An 18,707-nucleotide genomic window follows, 5' to 3' on the forward strand; every position below is an offset into this window, starting at 1 on the left:
GTTTCAGGCCTCCTTGCGCAGCGTGATGGGCACTGACTTCGCTGCCGGCACCTTGCTTTCCTTGGCGTGATGCCACAGCGGGATCAGCGGATTGCATTCCGGGTAGTACGACCACGCGCAGCCGGCCGGGATATTGAAGGGCCGCACGCGCAGCCCGCCCACTTCGCGCGTGAATCCGTCATGCGCGACCGTGCTGGCGGTCACGACGTCGTCTTCCCGCAGGCCCAGGCGTTCCATGTCGTCCGGGTTCAGCATGATCACCTGCCGCGTCCCGTGGACGCCGCGGAAGCGATCGTCCAGCGCATACACCGTGGTGTTGAACTGATTGTCGCCACGCGTGGTCATCAGCCGGATGACGTCGGGCCCGTGCGCCGGCATGTCGGGATCGCCGTCCAGCGTGTCGGGCACCACGAAATTGGCCTTGCCTGTTTCGGTGTCCCATTTGCGCTCGGCGGCGCCCAGGGGGCGGTGAAAGCCGCCCGGATTCCACATGCGGAAATTGAAGTCCTTGAAGATCTTCGGATAGGTCGCCTCGATGGCATCGCGCACCAGGGCGTAATCGTCCACCCACCGGTCCCAATCGACGTGCGGATTCGGCGCCAGCGTGGCCTTGGCGATGCCGGCGACGATGGCGGGTTCCGAAAGCAGCTTGTCGCCGGGCGGCTCGTGGATGCCGCGCGATCCGTGGAAGCAGCCGGTGCTGTCCTCCATCGAGACGGCCTGTTCGCCGGTTGCCTGCCGGTCGATCTCGATGCGGCTCAGGCAAGGCAGCAGGTAGGCCTGCCGGCCGTGCAGCAGATGACTGCGATTCAGCCGCGTGGTGATGCCCACCGTCAGATCCAGGCGGCGCCACGCCGGCTCCATGCGGTAATGATCCGGAATGGCCCGCGCGAAATTCCCGCCCAGCGCGACGAAGGCCGATACCCGGCCGTCCAGGATGCCTTCGCACGCTTCGACCGTGTTCATGCCTTTCTTCGTGGGCGGGTCGAAATGGTAGAGGTCGCGGAGCTTGTCGTTGGGCACATGGTCCGGCTTCTCGGTAATGCCGACGGTGCGCTGGCCCTGGACGTTGGAATGTCCGCGGATGGGGCAGACTCCCGCGCCCGGCTTGCCGATGTTCCCGCGCAGCAGCAACAGGTTGGTGACCATCTGCACGCTCTGCACCCCATTGCGGTGCTGCGTCAGCCCCATGCCGTATAGCAGCATGCAGGCCTTGGCCTGGGCGTAGGTCGCGGCCGCCTCGGCCAGCGCCGCGCGCGTCAGGCCGGATTCGCGCTCGACGTCTTCCCACGACAGCTGGCGCATGGCGCCGGCGAACGCCTCGAAGCCATGCGTGTGTTCGGCGATGAAAGCATGGTCCAGCACGGGCTCGCCGCCTTGCGCGCGCGCCCGGTCATCGGCTTCTATCAGCCATTTGCACAGCCCGCCGAGCGCCGCGGTATCGCCACCCAGCTTCAGCTGCAGGTATTGCGTGCTGATCGTCGTTTCCTTGCCGGTCAGCATTTCCACCGGCGACTGCGGATTGGTGAAGCTGACCAATCCGGGCTCGCGCAGCGGGTTGAAGGTGACGATGGGTACCCCACGCTGGCGTGCTTCCTGCAACTGGTGCAGCATGCGCGGCGCATTGGTGCCCGTGTTGTGGCCGAAGAAGAACATGCAGTCCGTATGCTCGAAGTCTTCGAGCGTGACCGTGCCGACCGGCACGCCTATGGTCTTGGGCAAGCCGACGGACGTGCTTTCATGGCACATGTTGGAGCTGTCGGGCAGATTGTTGGTGCCGTACATGCGCGCGAACAAGGCATACATGTAGGAGGTTTCCAGCGACGCCCGGCCCGACGTGTAGAACACCGTCGCGTCCGGTTCGCGCGCGCGCAGCAGCGCGCCGATTTCATCGAAGGCCTGTTGCCAGCCGATCTCCACGTACTTGTCCGTGGCGGCGTCCCAGCGCAACGGCACGGTGACCCGGCCAACGGCTTCCAGCTCATGGTCCGACCAGGATTCCAGCTCCGTGCAGGTATGTTCGGCGAAGAAGCTGGCCGACACGTGCTTGCTGGTGATGTCCCAGGCCGTGGCCTTGGCGCCGTTTTCGCAGAACTCGAAGGGGTGGGGATGGGCCGGCTTGGCCCAGGAACAGCTGACGCACATGAAGCCGTCGGGCTTGTTCTGCTGCATCAGCACCCGGGTGCCGTGCAACAGGCGGTGTTCCCTGACCAGGATGGACCCGACCGCGCGGGCCGAACCCCAACCGCCGGCGGGCTCGGTATGCGGCCCGGTTGAAGCGTGCTCTTTTGCCATTTGCTCTACCCTGTTGCCGGGCGATCCCAAGGCCTGAGCCGGGAAGGGCCGTCCGGTTCGACCGGACGAGCATCGGGCGCCCGTTTATCGTGTGTATGGAGCCGGGGCTTCCGTGGAGGCGCCCCGGCCGGGTGCGGCGGTTGCAGCAGTTTCCATGCCTGTTGGGCAGGTCGCCAGGCCCGCGCGCGATCGACCGCTATACTGTATGAAAATACAGTACTCAACCGCCCATGCCAGATCCCGTCCGCGCGCCCGATGCGGCCATTTCCACATCCGCATCCGCATCCGCATCGGTGTCCACTTGCGGGGGCTCGCCGACGCCGGCGCCCGCCGCGCCCGACACCTACGTCGTCGCCGTTCGCGCGCTATGCGAGTTCACCGCGCGGCGCGGCGACCTGGATCTGCGGTTCACGCCGGCGCCTTCCGCGCAGGAAGGCCAGGCGGGCCATCTGTTCGTGACGCAACGCCGTGGCGCGGGCTACGAGACCGAAGTGTCCCTGGCCGGCACGCATGGGCCCTTGCGGGTGCGTGGGCGCGCCGATGGCTACGACACCGCGCGCAACCGCCTGGAAGAAATCAAGACGCATCGCGGCAGCGTCGATCGCATACCCGACAACCATCGCGCCCTGCATTGGGCGCAGGCCAAGGTCTATGCCCATCTGCTGTGCGAGCAGCGCGGGCTGGACGCGATGGACGTCGCGCTGGTGTATTTCGATATCGGTACCCAGCAGGAAACGGTGCTGGTGGAGACGCATGACGCGGATGCGCTGCGTGCTTTCTTCACCGATCAGTGCGAACGCTTCATCGCCTGGGCGCGCCAGGAGATGGTCCATCGGCAGTCCCGCGACGCCGCGCTCGCCAGCCTGGCCTTTCCTCACGGCGAGTTCCGTGCGGGACAGCGCGATCTGGCCAAGGCGGTCTTCCGCGCGGGGCGCGATGCGCATTGCGTGCTGGCGCAGGCGCCGACCGGCATAGGCAAGACCATGGCGACGATTTTTCCCATGCTCAAGGCCTGCGTCGGCACGCTGGATAAAGTGTTCTTCCTTTGCGCCAAGACAGCCGGACGCCAGTCGGCGCTCGCGGCCTTGCAACGCCTGCGCGCGGCTGACGGCGGGCCGCCGTTGCGCGTCCTGGAAATGGTGGCACGCGAACAGGCCTGCGAACATCCTGCGTCCGGCGGCCGTGGGAATGCCTGCAATGGCGACGCATGCCGCCTGGCGCGCGGCTTCCACGACCGACTCCCGGCGGCGCGCGCCACGGCCTTGCAGGACTGCTTCATGGACCGCGCCGCGGTGCGGACGGCCGCGCTGGCGCACGACGTCTGCCCATACTTCCTGAGCCAGGAATTGGCGCGCTGGAGCGACGTGGTGGTGGGCGACTACAACTATTATTTCGACGGCAGCGCGATGCTCCATGCGATGACGGTGGCGTATCAGTGGCGGGTAGGGCTGCTGGTGGACGAAGCCCACAACATGGTGGAGCGCGCGCGGCGCATGTACACCGCCGAGCTGCGGCTGGACGATCTCGCCGCGGCGCGCCGGGCGGCGCCGGTGGCGCTGCGCAAGCCGCTGGATGCCTTGCGGCGCATCTTCCGGCAACTGTTGAAGGCGCAGACGCAGCCCTATACGGTGTATGACGACATGCCGCCGGCGCTGCTTGAGCAATTGCAGCAGACGGGCTCGGCGCTGTCCGCCCATTTCGCCGAGCAGGGCGGCGAAGCGCCCGAACCCTTGTTGCAGCTGTACTTCGCCATCCTGTCATTCGCCAGGCTGGCCGAAGACCTGGGGGACCACGCCCTGTTCGACATCACCCTGGCGCAGCCCGGCGAAACGGCCGCGACACGCGGGCAAGGGCAGGGGGGCACGCTGTGCGTGCGCAACGTGGTGCCGGGTCCCTATCTGTCGCCGCGCTTCAAGGCGGCCCACGGCGCGGTGTTGTTTTCGGCGACGCTGAATCCCATGGCGTTCTATCGTGACACCCTGGGCCTGCCGGGCGATTGCCGGACGATCGACGTGCCGGGGCCGTTTCGCGCCGAGCAGCTGGCGGTGCACCTGGTCGGCAACGTCTCGACCCGCTATCGCGATCGCGACGCGTCGATATCCGCGATCGTGGAGATCATGGCTCGGGCGTATCGGGAGCACCCAGGCAATTACATCTGTTTCGCCAGCAGCTTCGAGTACATGGACAGGCTCGCGTGCCGGTTGCGGTCGTGTGCGCCGGACCTGCCCTCGTGGCAGCAGGCCGCCGGGATGGACGCGGCCGGACGCGTGGCGTTTCTCGACCGCTTCGCGCCGGGCGGCGCCGGCCTGGGTTTCGCCGTCCTGGGCGGCGTGTTCGGAGAAGGCGTGGATCTGCCGGGGGACCGCTTGATCGGCGCCTTCATCGTGACCCTGGGCATGCCGCAGGTGAATCCTGTCAACGAGCAGATGATGCGGCGCATGGATGCCCGCTTCGGCTGCGGTTTCGAATACACCTATCTCTATCCAGGCCTGCAGAAGGTCGTGCAGGCGGCGGGCCGCGTGATCCGCACCGAGACGGACCGGGGTAGCGTCTACCTGATCGATGATCGGTTCCGGCGCGCAAATGTGCGGGCCTTGCTGCCGGCGTGGTGGCGCCCGCGGCGATTGGACCATCCCGCGCCTGAGCACCTTGCAGCGCAGCATGGCTAGCTCCCTCGTAAAGTCAGCTCATCCGTTTTGCTTTTGCTGAAGCAGGGCGGAGCGACGCCCGGGCGAATTCATGGAACGGTTCAGGTACGACTGTTGCGCAAGCAAGGTGCGGCGCATCGCTGCATCCAACTCATCGACCGGAGACACACCATGAGCCAGCAGAACCAACAAAGCGACCAGAACCGTCAGCAGAGCCAACAGAACGACCAGAATCGCCAACAGAACCAGCAAGGCGACCAGAATCGTCAGCAGAACCAACAGAACGATCAGAATCGTCAGCAGAACCAGCAGAACGATCAGAACCGTCAGCAGAACCAGCAGAACGATCAGAACCGCCAGCAAAATCAGCAGGACCGCAATCGCGGGTAAGCGCTGCGATAGCTAACAGGGCCGCCCTCGGGCGGCCCTGTTTTATTTCCGTTGCGCACTTGTTTCCGGTGAGCACGGCCTTGCCGTCGCTATATCTTCGCCTTCGCGTCCGGTATCTGCGCCAATTGCAGGAACCGCCGGGTCGTGGCGGCCATGTTGTGCTGCAGCCAATCCGCCATGGCCTGTTCCTCGGGCAGGATGCGCTCGCATACCGCCATGGTTTCCCGGTCGCCCACCATGCGCGCCGCTTCGATCAGATTGCGGTACGAGGCGATTTCGAAGTGCTCGAACGCGTAGCTCATCATGCCGCCCTTGACGATCTCGTCGCTGGCGAACATGCTCGTCGCGCCGTGCATGCCGGCCACCGCCTTGCCCGCCAGGTCTTTCAGCGTCGACGTATCGCCACCGCGGCGCTCGATGCACTTCGCAATGAGTTGCGCCTGGTTGCGCGTTTCCTCGATGTGCTGCTCGATGCGGCGTTTCAGGTCGGGGTAGTTCTCGATGCGCTTGGCCATGGCGGTCAACATGCTTTCGGCCTGCTCTTCCATGGCGTGAGCGTCGCGCAGCCAATCCATGAAGTGGGATTCCAGGACGTCCCTGTCCATCGTGATGCCTTCGTTTTCCATCGTCATCTCCTGTGGGATTACCGCGGGCGCCAGCGTCCGATCATGCTGGCGAGACCGCCCGCGCTGGGGCGGGCCGACATCGGTAGTCCGCAGGCGCCATACCCACGGCGCGCCTGTTCAGGATGCCGACCGCTCAATCCCTGGGATCGAAGCCCAGCGCTTTCATGGCTGGGGTGACCGCCTGGGGCTGGTAGTCCTTCCAGGGCGCGTTGCCGGCGTCCAGGCGGGTGTGCGCGGTGCTGATCGTCCACTGCGCGCCGCTCTTGATGTCAGGCAGCTCATCCCATGCGATCGGCACCGAAATGCCCAGGCCGGGCCGCGCGCGAGCCGACCACGCCGCGACGGTGGTGGCGCCAAAGCCGTTGCGCAGGTAGTCCGCGAAGATCTTGCCCACGCGATTTTTCGGCCCGCTCTTGGCCACGAAGACCTGGGGCAGGGTGCTGGCCAGGTGCCGCACGATCGCCTGCGAAAAATCCTTGACGGTGTCCCAGCCGTACTGCTTGCGCAAAGGCACCACCACATGCAGGCCCTTGCCGCCGCTGGTCTTCAGCCAGCAATCCAGTCCCAGCTCGTGCAGCAGGACCCGTACCAATCCGGCGGCCTGTTGCAGCGTCGCCCATTTCACGCCTTCGCCCGGGTCCAGGTCGAACAGCATGCGGTCGGGTTTGCCGATCGCCGTCTTGACGGCGTTCCAGGTGTGGAATTCCACCACGTTCATCTGGGCGGCCGACACGATGGCGACGTCGCTGGGCACTTCCAGCAGCGATGGATGGCCGGGGTCGAGCCGTTGCGGCAGCGGCTTGACGCCCGGGATGGCGGCCTCCAGGTGCTTCTGGAAGAACAGCGGCTCCTGGATGCCGCCGGGCGCCCGCACGAGCGACACAGGGCGGTTCTTCAGGTGTTCCAGCAGCAGCGGCGCCACCAGGCCGTAGTAGCGCGCCAGGTCCAGCTTGGTCAGGCCGGTCGACGGGTCGATGATGCGATCCGGGTTGGACAGGCGGCCCAGCCTGGCGTTGCCGGCGGGTCCGGCCTTGCGCGCGGCCGCGGGGGCGTCTTGGGCGGGATCCTTGGTGGCGTTCTTGGCGGCGTTCTTTCCGGGGGTCTTTTTCGGCGCGGCTTCCGGCGTGCCCGAAGCGTCAGGCGTGGCGGCGTCCTTGCCCACGGCTCGCGCGGCGACCGGCTTTTCCCGTGTGATGGCCCGCGCCGGCTTGTCGCCGCGCAAGCCCCGGAAGACGGAATGCCGGATGTGGCCGGACTGCGTCCATTCGCCGAAAGAAACCTCGGCGACGAGCTCCGGCTTGACCCAATGGGCCTTGCGCGGCAGCTCGGGCTGCTGGGGCAGGGGCCGCTCCGCGACCTCGATGGCTTGCAGCCGCTTCGCCATTTCCTGCAGGCCGCGCGTATCGAAACCGGTGCCGACCTTGCCGGCGTAGCGCAGCTCGCCCTTGTCGTCGTGCACGGCCACCAATAGCGCGCCCAGCCCCTTGCGGCTGCCCGCGGGATCCGTATAGCCGACGATGATGAATTCCTGCCGCTGCGCGCACTTCAGCTTGAGCCAGGCATCCGAGCGCCGTGAGACGTAGATGGAGTTCCTGCGCTTGGCGATGATGCCTTCCAATCCCATCTTGCAGGCCGAGGCCACCAGCTCGCCAGGTGGAGCATCGAAGGCCGCGCTGAAGCGTAGCGGGCCTTCGGAGGCGCCGCCCAGCAGCTGCTCCAGCAAGGCGCGGCGCACGGTGACGGGTTCTTCGCGAAGGTCGCGGCCGGCGACGAAAGGCAGGTCGAATGCGTAGTAGACGATGTCGCCGGTGCGCTCGCTTTCGAAGGCATTCTGCAAGGCCTGGAAGCTGGGCGCGCCGTGGTCGGCCAGCACGACGATTTCCCCGTCGATCCAGGTGTCCTGTACCTTCAGCGCGGACAGGGCCTTGACCAGATGCGGCATTTTCGCGCTCCAGTCGTGGCCGTTGCGGGTGTAGAGCCGCGCGCCGCCTTGGTCCAGCCGCGCGACGATGCGGTAGCCGTCGAACTTGACTTCGTAGATCCAGTCGGCCGGATTGGGCGGCACGCCGTCCACCAGCGTGGCGAGCTGCGGCTTGAGCGTGGCGGGCAGGGCGCGTGCCACGCCGGGCAGGCGGTGTTCGGCCTCGCCCGTTGCCGCCGGGCCGTCGCCCTCCGCGGTTGCGCCGGCCTTGGTTGCACGCTTCGTCGACGCGGCTTTGGCGGCCGATTTCTTCGAGGCGGCCTGTGCCGTGGCGACCTTCTTCGTGGCTGCTTTTTTCGCCGTCGTCTTCTTCTCAGCCTTGGCGGCCCCGCCGGAGTCGGCGCCTTCGCGGCCGCGTTCTTCCGCGGCCGGGCGCGCGGCGCGCGCCAGCGCCGTCTTGCGCTGCGCGCGCAGCGGCACCACGCTGTCGGGCATTTCATCGACCACGCTGAATTCCGCATCGGATCGCGCGAACTCATCGCGGTCCTTGATCAACAGCCACGGCGGCTGGCGTTCGTTCTCCTTGCCGTGCAGGCGCACCAGCGCCCAGCGTCCCTGCATCTTGGCGCCCATCAGATCGAATTTCAGGTGGCCTTCCCGATAACCCTTGCGCGGATCGCCCACCGGCTGCCAGGTGCCTTCATCCCAGATGATGACCTTGCCCGCGCCATACTGTCCTTTCGGGATCTCGCCCTCGAACTGGTTGTAGGCGATGGGATGGTCTTCCACCTGGACCGCCATGCGCTTGATCGACGGATCGTAGCTGGGCCCCTTGGGTACGGCCCAGCTCTTCATGGCGCCGTCCAGCTCCAGGCGGAAATCGTAGTGCAGGCGGCTGGCCCAATGCTTCTGGATGACGAAGGCGCGCGCCGTGGCGTTCGGCTTGCCGCCGCTCGCGGGCTCGGACGTAACGTCGAAGTTCCGCTTCTGGCGGTATTTGGCAAGGGTGTCCGCCATGGTCAAGCCGCCTTGCGTGTACGTCCGCCAGATTTCGATGCCGACTTGGCCGTCTTCGACGCGCTCTTGGCGCCGGTCTTCTTCGCCGCCTTCCTGGCGGGAGACTTGGCCGGCGCGTCGGCCTTGGCCGCGGACCGGCCCTTCAGGCTGCGTTGCAGCAGTTCGGTCAGGTCGATCACGTTGCCGCCGCCGACGTTGGGCGCTTCTTCCTGCGGCTCGATCACGGTTTCGGTCTTGCCGGCCTGCACCTTCTGTTCGACCAGGGCCATGATCGCGTGGCGGAATTCATCCTGGAAGTCGTCCGGATTCCAATCGCCGGACATGTCGTCGACCAGCATCTTGGCCATCTTCTGTTCCTGCGGGCTGGCGGCCATCGCCTTGGCGCCGACGGTGGGCAGGTCCAGGTCTTCCATGGACTTTATCTCGTCGCCCCAGCGCATCAGGTTCAACACCATGGCGTCGCCCGACGGTACCAGCGCGGCCAGGTGCTGCTTGGTCTGGATCACCACCTTGGCGATACCGATCTTGCCGGTCTTGGCCAATGTGTCGCGCAGCAGCGCATAGACCTTGTGCCCCTTGTTGATGGGCGCGATGTAGTAAGGCCGCTCCAGATAGACGAAGGAAAGCTGGTCGGCCGGCACGAAGCGCTGGATTTCGATCGTCTGCGTGGTGCGCGGGAAGGCCTCGGCGATTTCTTCCGGCGAAATGATGACGTACTTGCCGTCTTCGTACTCGACGCCCTTGACGATGTTGTCGCGGTCGATTTCGCGGCCGGTGCGCTTGTTGATGCGCTTGTAGCCCACCGGGTCCATGCTGCGCTTGTCCAGCCAGTCGAAGTCGACGCCCGACTCGACGGCGGCCGTATGCAGGCCCACCGGGATGTTCACCAGCCCGAATGAAATGGCACCTTTCCAGATCGTTCTTGACGAGGCCATGGCAGTTCCTTTGTTTGGCGGACGCGCGTACCCGCCGCGCGCTTTTTTGCCGCGTAGCAACTGTCATGCCAAGAATTCGGACGAATCCCCCTGGGGGAGGCTCAGAATGCCACGGCGTGGCTGCCTTTCAGGCCCAGCATGGCCCGCGCCTCGTCGGGACTGGCGATCTCCAGGGACAGCGCCTCCAGGATGCCGCGGATCTTCCGGACCTGTTCGGCGCAGGAGGCGGCCAGCTGGCCCCTGGACAGGTAAAGGCTGTCCTCCAGGCCCACGCGCACGTTGCCGCCCAGGATGGCGCCCATGGTGACCAGGGGCATCTGGTGCCGGCCGGCGCCGAGCACCGAAAACCGGTAGCCGTCGCGGCCGAACAGGCGGTCGGCGGTGGTCCGCATGGTGGCGACGTTTTCCGGATCCGGACCCAGGCCGCCCAGGATGCCGAAGATGGCCTGGATGAACAGCGGCCCCCGCACCAGGCCTTCGTCGACGAAGTGCGCCAGGTTGTACAGGTGGCCCATGTCGTAGCACTCGAACTCGAAGCGGGTGCCGCAGTCGTCGCCCAGTACCTTCAGGATGTGCCGGATATCGCGGAAGGTGTTGCGGAAGATCAGGTCTTCCATGCCTTCGATATAGGGTTTTTCCCAGTCGTAGCGCCACTCCGCGATGCGCCGCGCGGCCGGATGGATGGAGAAGTTCATCGACCCCATGTTCAGGGAGCACATCTCCGGCTTGGCGCGCAGCGGATAGGCCAGCCGCTCTTCCAGCGTCATGCGCGTGCTGCCGCCGGTGGTGATGTTGATCACCGCGTCGGTGGCGTCGCGGATGCGCGGCACGAACGCGTCGAACACCGCCGGATCGGCCGTGGGCCGGCCGTCGCGCGGATCGCGCGCATGCAGGTGCAGGATGGCCGCGCCGGCTTCCGCCGCTTCGATGGCCTGCGCGGCGATCTGGTCGGGCGTCAGGGGCAGGTGCGGCGACATCGCCGGCGTATGCACGGAGCCGGTGACCGCGCAGGAGATGATGACCTTGTCTTGGCGGGTTTTCATGGGGAGGATCTTCGATGTGGGTGGGCGCTATGTTCGTGGACGGGATGCAAGATTGCGTTCATGGATTGAACCCAGGCGCCGGCGCGGCGGGCTACACCGCCAGCCATTGCGAGACGATGTCGTCGTTGGCGCTCAGTTCGTCCGGCGTGCCTTCGAATACCACGCGGCCATGTCCCATCACGCAGACGCGTGTGGACACCTTCAGCGCGATGGTCAGCTTCTGTTCGACCAGCAGCACCGATACGCCTTTGCGATGCATGTCGCGGATGCATTCGCCCACTTGCGCGACGATCTTGGGCGCCAGGCCTTCCGTGGGTTCATCGACCAGGATGACCAGCGGGTTGCCCAGCAGCGAGCGGCAGATCGTCAGCATCTGCTGCTCGCCGCCCGACATGCTCCCGGCCTTGGCGTTACGCCGTTCCTTCAGCCGCGGGAAATAGTCGAACATCTGGTCGATCGTCCAGCGATGGGCCCCGGCCACCGGCGGCTGCTCGCCCATGCGCAGGTTTTCGTCCACCGTCAGGTTGGCGAAGACCTCGCGTTCTTCCGGCACGTAGGCGATGCCCGCCCGGCAGATGGCATACGGCCGCGCGCCCGCCAGCTCGCGGCCGCGCAGGCGGACATGGCCGGCAGTTGGCGCCACCAGGCCCATGATGGCTTTCATGGTGGTCGAACGCCCGGAGCCGTTGCGGCCCACCAGGCTGACCACCTCGTCCTGTCCGACCCGCAGGTCGACGCCTTGCAGGACATGGCTTTTGCCGTAGTGCGCGTGCAGGTCGCGCACGTCCAGCAGCGGCGTGGCGGTGTCGTTCATGCGATGGCCTCGTCGCCCAGGTAAGCCTCGCGCACGCCGGCATGCGCCCGGATCTCCGCGGGTGTGCCGGTGGCGATGATCTGGCCGTACACCAGCACGCTGATGCGGTCGCTCAGCGAAAACACCACGTCCATATCGTGTTCGACGATCACCAGCGTGCGGCCGGCGGCGGCCTCGCGGATCAACTGCGCGGTATAGGCGGTCTCTTCGTTGGACATGCCGGCCATCGGTTCATCCAGCAGGATCAGGCGCGGATCGGACGCCAGCGTCATGGCGATTTCCAGCGAACGTTGCTCGGAGTACGCCATCTCGCCCGCCACGGTATGGGCGCGCGGCGTCAGGCGCACCAGCTCCAGCAGGCGTTCGGTTTCCCTGCGGATGCGGCGGTCGCGGTCGATGAAGCGCCAGAAGGCGTACTGCGTGCCGTAGGCGCGCATCACCGCCAGCCGCACGTTCTCGAAGGTGCTCAGCCTGGGAAAGATGTTGGTGATCTGGAACGATCGCGCCAGGCCCTGCCGGTTGATGGCCTGCGGCGCCTGGCCGCCGATTTCGCGGCCCTGGAGCAGGATGCTGCCGGACGTGGGCGCGAGCTGCCCGGAGACCAGGTGGAACACCGTCGATTTGCCGGCGCCGTTCGGACCGATCAGCGCATGCCGTTCGCCCGCTTCGATGTCCAGGTCCACGCCGCGGATGATTTCCGTGATGCCGAAGGATTTGCGCAGGTCGCGGATGCGAAGGATAGGATCGCTCATGCCAGCTCCTTGCGGCCCTGTCCGTGCGTCGCGGGCGGGGCGGACGTGGCGGGCGAGGCCGGCGTGTCCGTCGGCGTGTCCGCCGGGGCCGGCCGCGCGCGCCGGACGAACAGCCCGGCCAGGCCGCGCGGCAGGAACATCATCACGATCACGAAGAGTATGCCCTGGTAGAGCAGCCACGACCGCGTCAGGTCCGACACCGCGTAGCCGAAGAAGGTCATCAGCGAGGCGCCGAAGGCGGGCCCCAGGAACACGCCGACGCCGCCGATATAGGTATTGAGGACGGCCGCCGCCGACAAGGCGGGGTCGAACACCACGTAGTTGGCGGATTCGTTGGACAGCACCTGCAGGCCGCCCGCCATGCCGGCGAACATCGCCGATATGGCGAATACCAGGGTGCTCAGGCCGTGCACGTTGTAGCCCAGGAATTTCAGCCGATGGCTGTTTTCCCGCAGCCCCAGCGTCAGGCGGCCCAGCGGCGTGCGCGTGTACAGGTACAGCAGCAGCATGGCCAGCAGCACCCAGGCCAGGGTCAGGTAATACACCTGCGTGGTGGAGCCGAAGTCCAGGCCCCAGGCGGGCATGCGCATCGTCGAAATGCCGGCCTCGCCGCCGAATGTCCCCTTCAGGTGCGGCGCCAGGGAATGCACCAGCTCGGCGATGGCCAGCGTGATCATGGCGAAGTAGGTGCCGCTGCGCTGCGTGGCGAACCAGCCGGCGATACCGCCGAAGACCAATCCGCCGAAGGCGCCGGCCAGTGGCATCAGGGGCGTGGGCAGCAGGCCGTCGCCGCCCAGCGCATTCATCGCATGCACGGTGGCGAAGGCGCCCACACCGAAATACGCCGCGTGCCCGAAGGACAGCATGCCCGCCTGCCCGCACAGCAGGTTGTAGGCGGTGGCGAACAGCGCGGCGATCAGCATCTGGATGGCGGCATTCAGCAGACCCTGCGACAGCAGGTAAGGCAGCGCGGCCAGCACGGCCACGCCCGCCAGGCAGGCCAGGACGGTTTTCTTCATCGCGTCATTCCTTGTCGCCCGTCATTCTTTATCCCCCATCAGGCCGCCGGGCCGCACCAGCAGGATCAGCAGCATCAGCGCGAAGGGCAGGGTGGCCGCCAGGCTGGACAGGCTCAGGGTCATCAGGCCGCCCACGCCGCGCGCCCAGTCGCCCAGGCCCACCAGCCCCAGCAGATCGGCCAGGCTGCCATCCACCGCCACGGCCAGGGAAGTGATGCTGCCGATCAGCAGCGACGCCAGCATCGCCCCGACCAGGGAACCCAGGCCGCCCACGACGACCACCACGAAGACCATCACGCCCAGCTCCAGCGCCATGTTCGGATTGGTGGTGTAGAAGGCGCCGGCCACGGCGCCGGCCAGGCCGGCCAGCGCGGCGCCCGCGCCGAACACGCCCATGAAGACCAGCGGAACGTTGTGCCCCAGGGCTTCCGCCATGCGCGGCCTGTGGATGGCCGAGCGCACCACGATGCCCACCCGCGTGCGCGTCAGCACCAGGTAGATGGCGGCGAACATCAGCAGCGCGATGCCGCCCATCAGTATCCGGTACGCCGGATATTGCGTGCCGCCGATACTGAAGGCGGAAAAGTCCAGCGCGGGCGGAACCCGATAGTCCACCGGGAAGTTGCCGTAGATCAGCTTGATCACTTCGGCGATGATGAAGGACAGGCCGAAGGTCAGCAGAAGTTCATGCGCGTGGCCATGGTGATGGACACGGCGCAGGAACCAGCGTTCGACCACCACGCCCACCAGCCCGACCAGCAGCGGCGAGACGATCACCGCCGGCCAGAAGCCGATCACGCCCTGCAGGGTATAGGCGAAGTACGCCCCCAGCATGTAGAAGGACGCATGGGCGAAGTTGAGCACGCCCATCATGCCGAAGATCAGCGTCAGCCCGGCCGACACCATGAACAGCAGCAATCCGTAGATGACGCCGTTCAGAAGGGAAAAGACGATCTGTTCCATGGGGTGGGCGCGCCGCGCTCAGCCGGGCCGCTTCATCTTGCAGCTGGCCTGGGCGGGCGTGGACGCTTCCTGCGCCGTCAGCAGCAGCACCGGCTTGAAGCCCATGTCCGTGTTGTCGACCTTGTACCTGGCGTCGCGCGCGACGGTGGATACCACCATCGGCAGCTGCGCCTGGTGGTCCGCGGCGCGCATGCTCATTTCGCCCATGGGCGTGGCGATGCGCGCGCTTTCCAGGTTCGCGGCGAAGGCGTTGACGTCCAGCGCGCCCTTGCCGGCCGGCGTGCGCTTGAGCGCATCGGCCACCATCATCATGCCGTAGTAGGTCTGCGGTTCGACGAAGACCGGGACATGGCCGGTCGTGGCCTTGTAGTCGTCGACGAATTTCGCGGCGTCCGCGCCGCCGGCTTCGGCGTTGAAGGTGTGCGCCACGAAACTACCCAGCGCCAGGTCGCCGGCGTTGGCCAGATTGCCGGGCTGGTCCAGGTAGACGGTGCCGTAGCGCGCCTTCAGGCCGGCCGCCTTCGACGCCTTCATGAGCAGCAGCAGGTCGTTGGACCAGTTGCCGGTGATGACGGTATCGGCGCCGGAAGCGGAAATCTTGGCGACGTAGGGCGCGAAGTCCTGGATCTTGTTGACGTCGTGCAGAGTCTTGTCGACCACCGTGTAGCCGCCCAGCTTCTGGTCGTCGACGATGGCCTGCTCCATGTCCTGGCCCCAGGAATAGTTCTGGTTGATGGCGTAGACCTTGGTGCCCAGCGCATTGGCCTTCTTCATGCCTTCGATCAGCGACTTGGTGCGGACCTGCGCGTTGCCGGCGAAGCGGAAATGGTAGAAGTTGCATTTCTCGCCGGTCAGCTCCAGTGCTTCGGCGCCCATGTTGACGTAGACCATCTCCTTGCCGGGATTGCGCATGTTGTACTTGCGCACGTCCTCGGTGATCTGCCCGCCGATCGCCGACGACGCGCCCTGTACGACGATCTGCACGCCGTCGGCCGCCGCGGCCTTCAGCTTGTCGGCCGCGCCGGCCGGGCCGCCCTGGTTGTCGTATTCCAGCAGCTGCACCGGTTCGCCGTTCCAGCCGCCGGCCGCATTGATCTGGTCGATGGCGTAGCGCACCGCCGCACGGTAGGTCTGGCCGGTGGAGGCCTGCGGTCCGGACAGCGTTTCGACCAGGCCGATCTTCACCGGCGCGGCCAGGGCCGGCGTGGCGACGCACAGGCCCAGCATCGCCGCCGCCGTGGCGGTGGACAGTGGGAACTTGATCATGGTTTGTCTCCTCGTTTTTTGGATGGTATGGGGCGACGGACGTGCCGGGATGCGTGTCAGAGATACTCCATGTTGCCGTCCACGCTGATGGCCTGGCCGCTGATGTTGCGCGCGGCCGGTGAACACAGGAAAAGCGCCATGGCCGCGACGTCGTCGGTCGTGACCATGCGGCGCAGCGAAATCTTGCCCAGGTACTCCTGCCGCATGTCGTCCAGCGATACGCCCGCCGCGGCGGCCCGCGCGCCCATCACGGCCGTCATGCGTTCGCCTTCCACCGTGCCGGGCAGGATCGCGTTGACCCGGACGCCGTGCGGACCCAGTTCTATGGCCAGGGACTTCATCATCCCCACGATGGCCCATTTGGTGGACGCGTAGGGCGTGCGCAGCGCGTAGCCCAGGCGGCCCGCCACCGAGCTCATGGCGATCAGGCAGGGATTGTGGGGGGATTCCTTCAGCAGGGGAACGGCGCGCGACGCGAAGTAGAAGTGGCTGTTCAGGTTGACGCCTATCGTCCGTTCCCAATCCGCGGTCCGCAGTTGTTCCACCGGACCGGTGGGACCGGCGATGCCGACGTTGTTGACCAGGACGTCCAGCCCGCCCAGCGCATTCCTGACGTCGTCGAAGACGGTGTCGACGTCCCCGGCCAGGGACGCGTCGGCCGTGCTGGTGGTGACGCCCGGCGCTTCGGCGGCCAGCCTGTCCAGGGCGCTCCGGTCGATGTCGCACACGTGGACGCGGGCTCCGGCTTCGCGGAAGGCACGGACCACCGCCGCGCCGATGCCGGACGCGCCCGCGCTGACCAGTACCCGCAGCCCCGGAACCGGGCGCAGGGAATCGAGGACGCTCGTACCCACCATTTGTCTCCTGCCATTCTTGGAATGGACCCAGTGTCCGGTAAAGCGTCCGAGGAATCCATGTGCGAATCCTGTATAAAAAATGGGATATTGATATGATGTTTGCACATTACTCGGGGCGCGCCGCCATGGACCATCGATCAGCGGGGAGCGGGCAGGAAGGGCAGGCGCCCACGCCGGGCGTGGACGCGGTGGCCGCCGAACTGGTCGGCCTGCTGCATGCCAATGCCCCGGGCGCCGTGTTCGCCGATCGGCTGGCGGCGCTGGAAGCCCTGCCCGACGCCATGCGCCAGAAAACCGGCCTGATCGAGCTGGTGCGGATGGCGATGGCGCTGCGCAACCGGCTCGACCTGCACGAGCAGCGCGAACGCGGGATGCTTGCCGTGACCGAATCGGCCCAGGACCTGGCCAGCCGGCTGCAGCTGTCCGAGCTGCTCAAGGCCGTCGCGGCGCGTGCCCGCGATCTCTTGCGGGCGCACCTGTGCTGGCTGTCCGTCTACGACGCCGAAAGCGGGGAATTCAAGGCCCTGGTGGCCGACGGCGCGATCACGCAGCGCACCGGCAGGATGACGGCCAGGCGCGAGCTGGGTATCGCCGGCGTGGTGCTGTCCACGCGGCTGCCTTTTTCCACGCCGGACTACCTGAACGACGACCGCTTCATTCATGACGCCGAGCTGGATGACATTTTCCGGGGCGAGGGCGTGGGGGCCGTGGTCGGTGCGCCGCTGATCTGGGACGACGAGGTGATCGGCCTGCTGTTCGTGGCGGATCGCTATCACCGCACCCACACCGCGCTGAACGTCTCCATCCTGTGCACACTGGCGACGCATGCGGCGGTGGCCATCAACAATGCCAAGGCTTTCGCCGATGCCCAGGCCGCTCTGGAAAAGGCCCGCCAGGCGCGCGCCGAGCTGGAGGAGCACGCGCGCGACGTGCAGGATGCGGTGGAAGCACACGAACGGCTGACCTCGCTGCTGGCCCGTGGCGCGTCGCTGGGCGAACTCTGCCAGGACGTCGCACAACTGCTGCAAGGCAGCGTCCTGGTGCTGGACGAGGCCCAGCACGTGATCGCCCGCGCCACGGCGCCCGGCTACGAGGGCAGGGCGGCCGACGCCTACGATCCCTACGGCCCTTACGGCGCGGCGATCGCCCAGGCCTTGCGGGACAGCCGCCGCGCCGGCCGCTCGGCCATCGCCTATGAAAGCGACGGCGAACTCTGCCACGCCGTCGCCGTGATCGGCGGCGACGGCATCGTGGGCGCCATGCTGCTGTTCCGGCGCGAGGACATGCGCGATATCTCCATCCGTACCTTCGAAAGAAGCTCCAGCGTCATCGGCATCGTGCTGCTGTCGCAGGAACGCCTGGAAGCCAACAAGAGCCGCGATGTGTCGCAGCTGCTGCAATCGCTGATATCGCCCCGCCAGGGCGAGCCCGCGCTGACGCGCGACCGCGCCGAGCGCTTCGGCCTGGATCTGGCGCGGCCCCTGACGCTGCTGCTGGTCGAGGCGGATGGACGGGACGCCATGTTCCTGGCGCGGCGGGCGCGCCAGAGCCTGGATATGCCAGGCGTGGTCATGGACGACGTCGACGGCATCCTGGTACTGGTGTGCGGCGTGGCGGACGTGGTGGCGGTGCGGCGCGCGTTCGCCGATTTCGCCCGTCGCGAACTGGGCGGTGCCTACCTGGGCGTGCTGTCCCGGCCGGTGGCCGGCGCCGCCGACATGCCGGCCGTCCATGCCGCATTGCGGCGCGCGCTTGCCGTGGCCGGACGCCTGGGCATGCGCGGGCGCATCCTCGCCCAGCACGAACTGGCGCTCTATTCCGCCTTGTTCGAAAGCCAGGATCGCGCCGGCCTGCGGGCTTTCCTGGACGCCGCCATCGGTCCCGTCATCGACCACGACCGCAAGCGCGGCACGGAGTTGGCGGCCACGCTGCTGGCGTTCTTCGATCACCACCAGAACGCGACGGCCACGGCCGGCGCCCTGGACCTGCATGTGAACACCGTGCGCCAGCGCCTGGCGAGCGTGGAAGCCCTGATCGAGGATTGGCGCGACCCCGCCCGCGCCCTGGAAATCCACGTGGCGCTGCGGCTGTGGCGCGTCGGCATGGATGACGACCGGGCGCTATCGCCGGCCCCCTAGCGCGGCATTCCCGGGGCGAGCAC

Annotated in this window: 13 protein-coding genes and 1 pseudogene; 2 read left to right on the forward strand and 12 right to left on the reverse strand. The window is 66.9% G+C overall.

Annotated features, from left to right (window positions below; translation table 11 throughout):
* Positions 1-3: 3 nt before the first annotated feature.
* Positions 4-2,295 (reverse strand): FdhF/YdeP family oxidoreductase, encoded by a 2,292-nt coding sequence (locus CAL26_RS06735; protein WP_094846179.1) that lies wholly within the window; start codon positions 2,293-2,295, stop codon positions 4-6.
* 230 nt (positions 2,296-2,525) lie between these two features.
* Here CAL26_RS06735 and CAL26_RS06740 point away from each other — a divergent pair, with 230 nt between their 5' ends.
* Positions 2,526-4,964, forward strand: a complete 2,439-nt coding sequence (locus CAL26_RS06740) for a helicase C-terminal domain-containing protein (protein WP_094846180.1) — start codon at positions 2,526-2,528, stop codon at positions 4,962-4,964.
* 18 nt (positions 4,965-4,982) lie between these two features.
* Here CAL26_RS06740 and CAL26_RS28295 read toward each other — a convergent pair whose 3' ends face one another.
* From CAL26_RS28295 to CAL26_RS06795, 11 genes and pseudogenes are all read right to left on the reverse strand, one after another.
* Positions 4,983-5,306: a hypothetical protein gene (locus CAL26_RS28295; RefSeq protein WP_179283284.1), complete on the reverse strand. Its 324-nt coding sequence runs from the start codon at positions 5,304-5,306 to the stop codon at positions 4,983-4,985.
* Between the two features lie 116 nt (positions 5,307-5,422).
* Positions 5,423-5,959 carry a ferritin-like domain-containing protein gene (locus tag CAL26_RS06750; RefSeq protein ID WP_256988111.1) on the reverse strand — a complete coding sequence of 179 codons (537 nt, stop codon included), beginning with the start codon at positions 5,957-5,959 and terminating at the stop codon, positions 5,423-5,425.
* A gap of 133 nt (positions 5,960-6,092) precedes the next feature.
* The gene (ligD, locus tag CAL26_RS06755; protein ID WP_094846182.1) at positions 6,093-8,897 is read right to left on the reverse strand and encodes a DNA ligase D; all 2,805 of its coding nucleotides are present in this window, start codon (positions 8,895-8,897) and stop codon (positions 6,093-6,095) included.
* 2 nt (positions 8,898-8,899) lie between these two features.
* Positions 8,900-9,832, reverse strand: a complete 933-nt coding sequence (ku, locus tag CAL26_RS06760) for a non-homologous end joining protein Ku (protein ID WP_094846183.1) — start codon at positions 9,830-9,832, stop codon at positions 8,900-8,902.
* A 101-nt stretch (positions 9,833-9,933) separates the two neighbouring features.
* Positions 9,934-10,875, reverse strand: a complete 942-nt coding sequence (locus CAL26_RS06765; RefSeq protein WP_094846184.1) for a 3-keto-5-aminohexanoate cleavage protein — start codon at positions 10,873-10,875, stop codon at positions 9,934-9,936.
* 91 nt (positions 10,876-10,966) lie between these two features.
* Positions 10,967-11,689 carry an ABC transporter ATP-binding protein gene (locus tag CAL26_RS06770; protein WP_094846185.1) on the reverse strand — a complete coding sequence of 241 codons (723 nt, stop codon included), beginning with the start codon at positions 11,687-11,689 and terminating at the stop codon, positions 10,967-10,969.
* The gene (locus CAL26_RS06775) at positions 11,686-12,441 is read right to left on the reverse strand and encodes an ABC transporter ATP-binding protein (RefSeq protein WP_094846186.1); all 756 of its coding nucleotides are present in this window, start codon (positions 12,439-12,441) and stop codon (positions 11,686-11,688) included. Before CAL26_RS06775 ends, CAL26_RS06770 begins: the two co-directional genes overlap by 4 nt.
* A 110-nt stretch (positions 12,442-12,551) precedes the next feature.
* A pseudogene (locus tag CAL26_RS06780) lies at positions 12,552-13,460 on the reverse strand (branched-chain amino acid ABC transporter permease); the annotation flags it as partial.
* 21 nt (positions 13,461-13,481) lie between these two features.
* On the reverse strand, positions 13,482-14,423 hold the full coding sequence (locus CAL26_RS06785; RefSeq protein WP_094846187.1) for a branched-chain amino acid ABC transporter permease: 942 nt from the start codon (positions 14,421-14,423) through the stop codon (positions 13,482-13,484).
* Between the two features lie 18 nt (positions 14,424-14,441).
* Positions 14,442-15,689 carry a branched-chain amino acid ABC transporter substrate-binding protein gene (locus CAL26_RS06790; protein WP_094846188.1) on the reverse strand — a complete coding sequence of 416 codons (1,248 nt, stop codon included), beginning with the start codon at positions 15,687-15,689 and terminating at the stop codon, positions 14,442-14,444.
* A 56-nt stretch (positions 15,690-15,745) separates the two neighbouring features.
* A complete protein-coding gene (locus CAL26_RS06795) occupies positions 15,746-16,546 on the reverse strand; it encodes an SDR family oxidoreductase (RefSeq protein WP_094846189.1) in 801 nt (266 codons plus the stop codon).
* A gap of 92 nt (positions 16,547-16,638) precedes the next feature.
* On the opposite strand from CAL26_RS06795, the gene CAL26_RS06800 reads away from it, so the two are divergent.
* Positions 16,639-18,684 carry a helix-turn-helix domain-containing protein gene (locus tag CAL26_RS06800; RefSeq protein WP_256988117.1) on the forward strand — a complete coding sequence of 682 codons (2,046 nt, stop codon included), beginning with the start codon at positions 16,639-16,641 and terminating at the stop codon, positions 18,682-18,684.
* The last annotated feature ends 23 nt before the right edge of the window (positions 18,685-18,707 follow it).

Source organism: Bordetella genomosp. 9 (assembly GCF_002261425.1).
Classification (GTDB): Bacteria; Pseudomonadota; Gammaproteobacteria; order Burkholderiales; family Burkholderiaceae_B; genus Bordetella_C.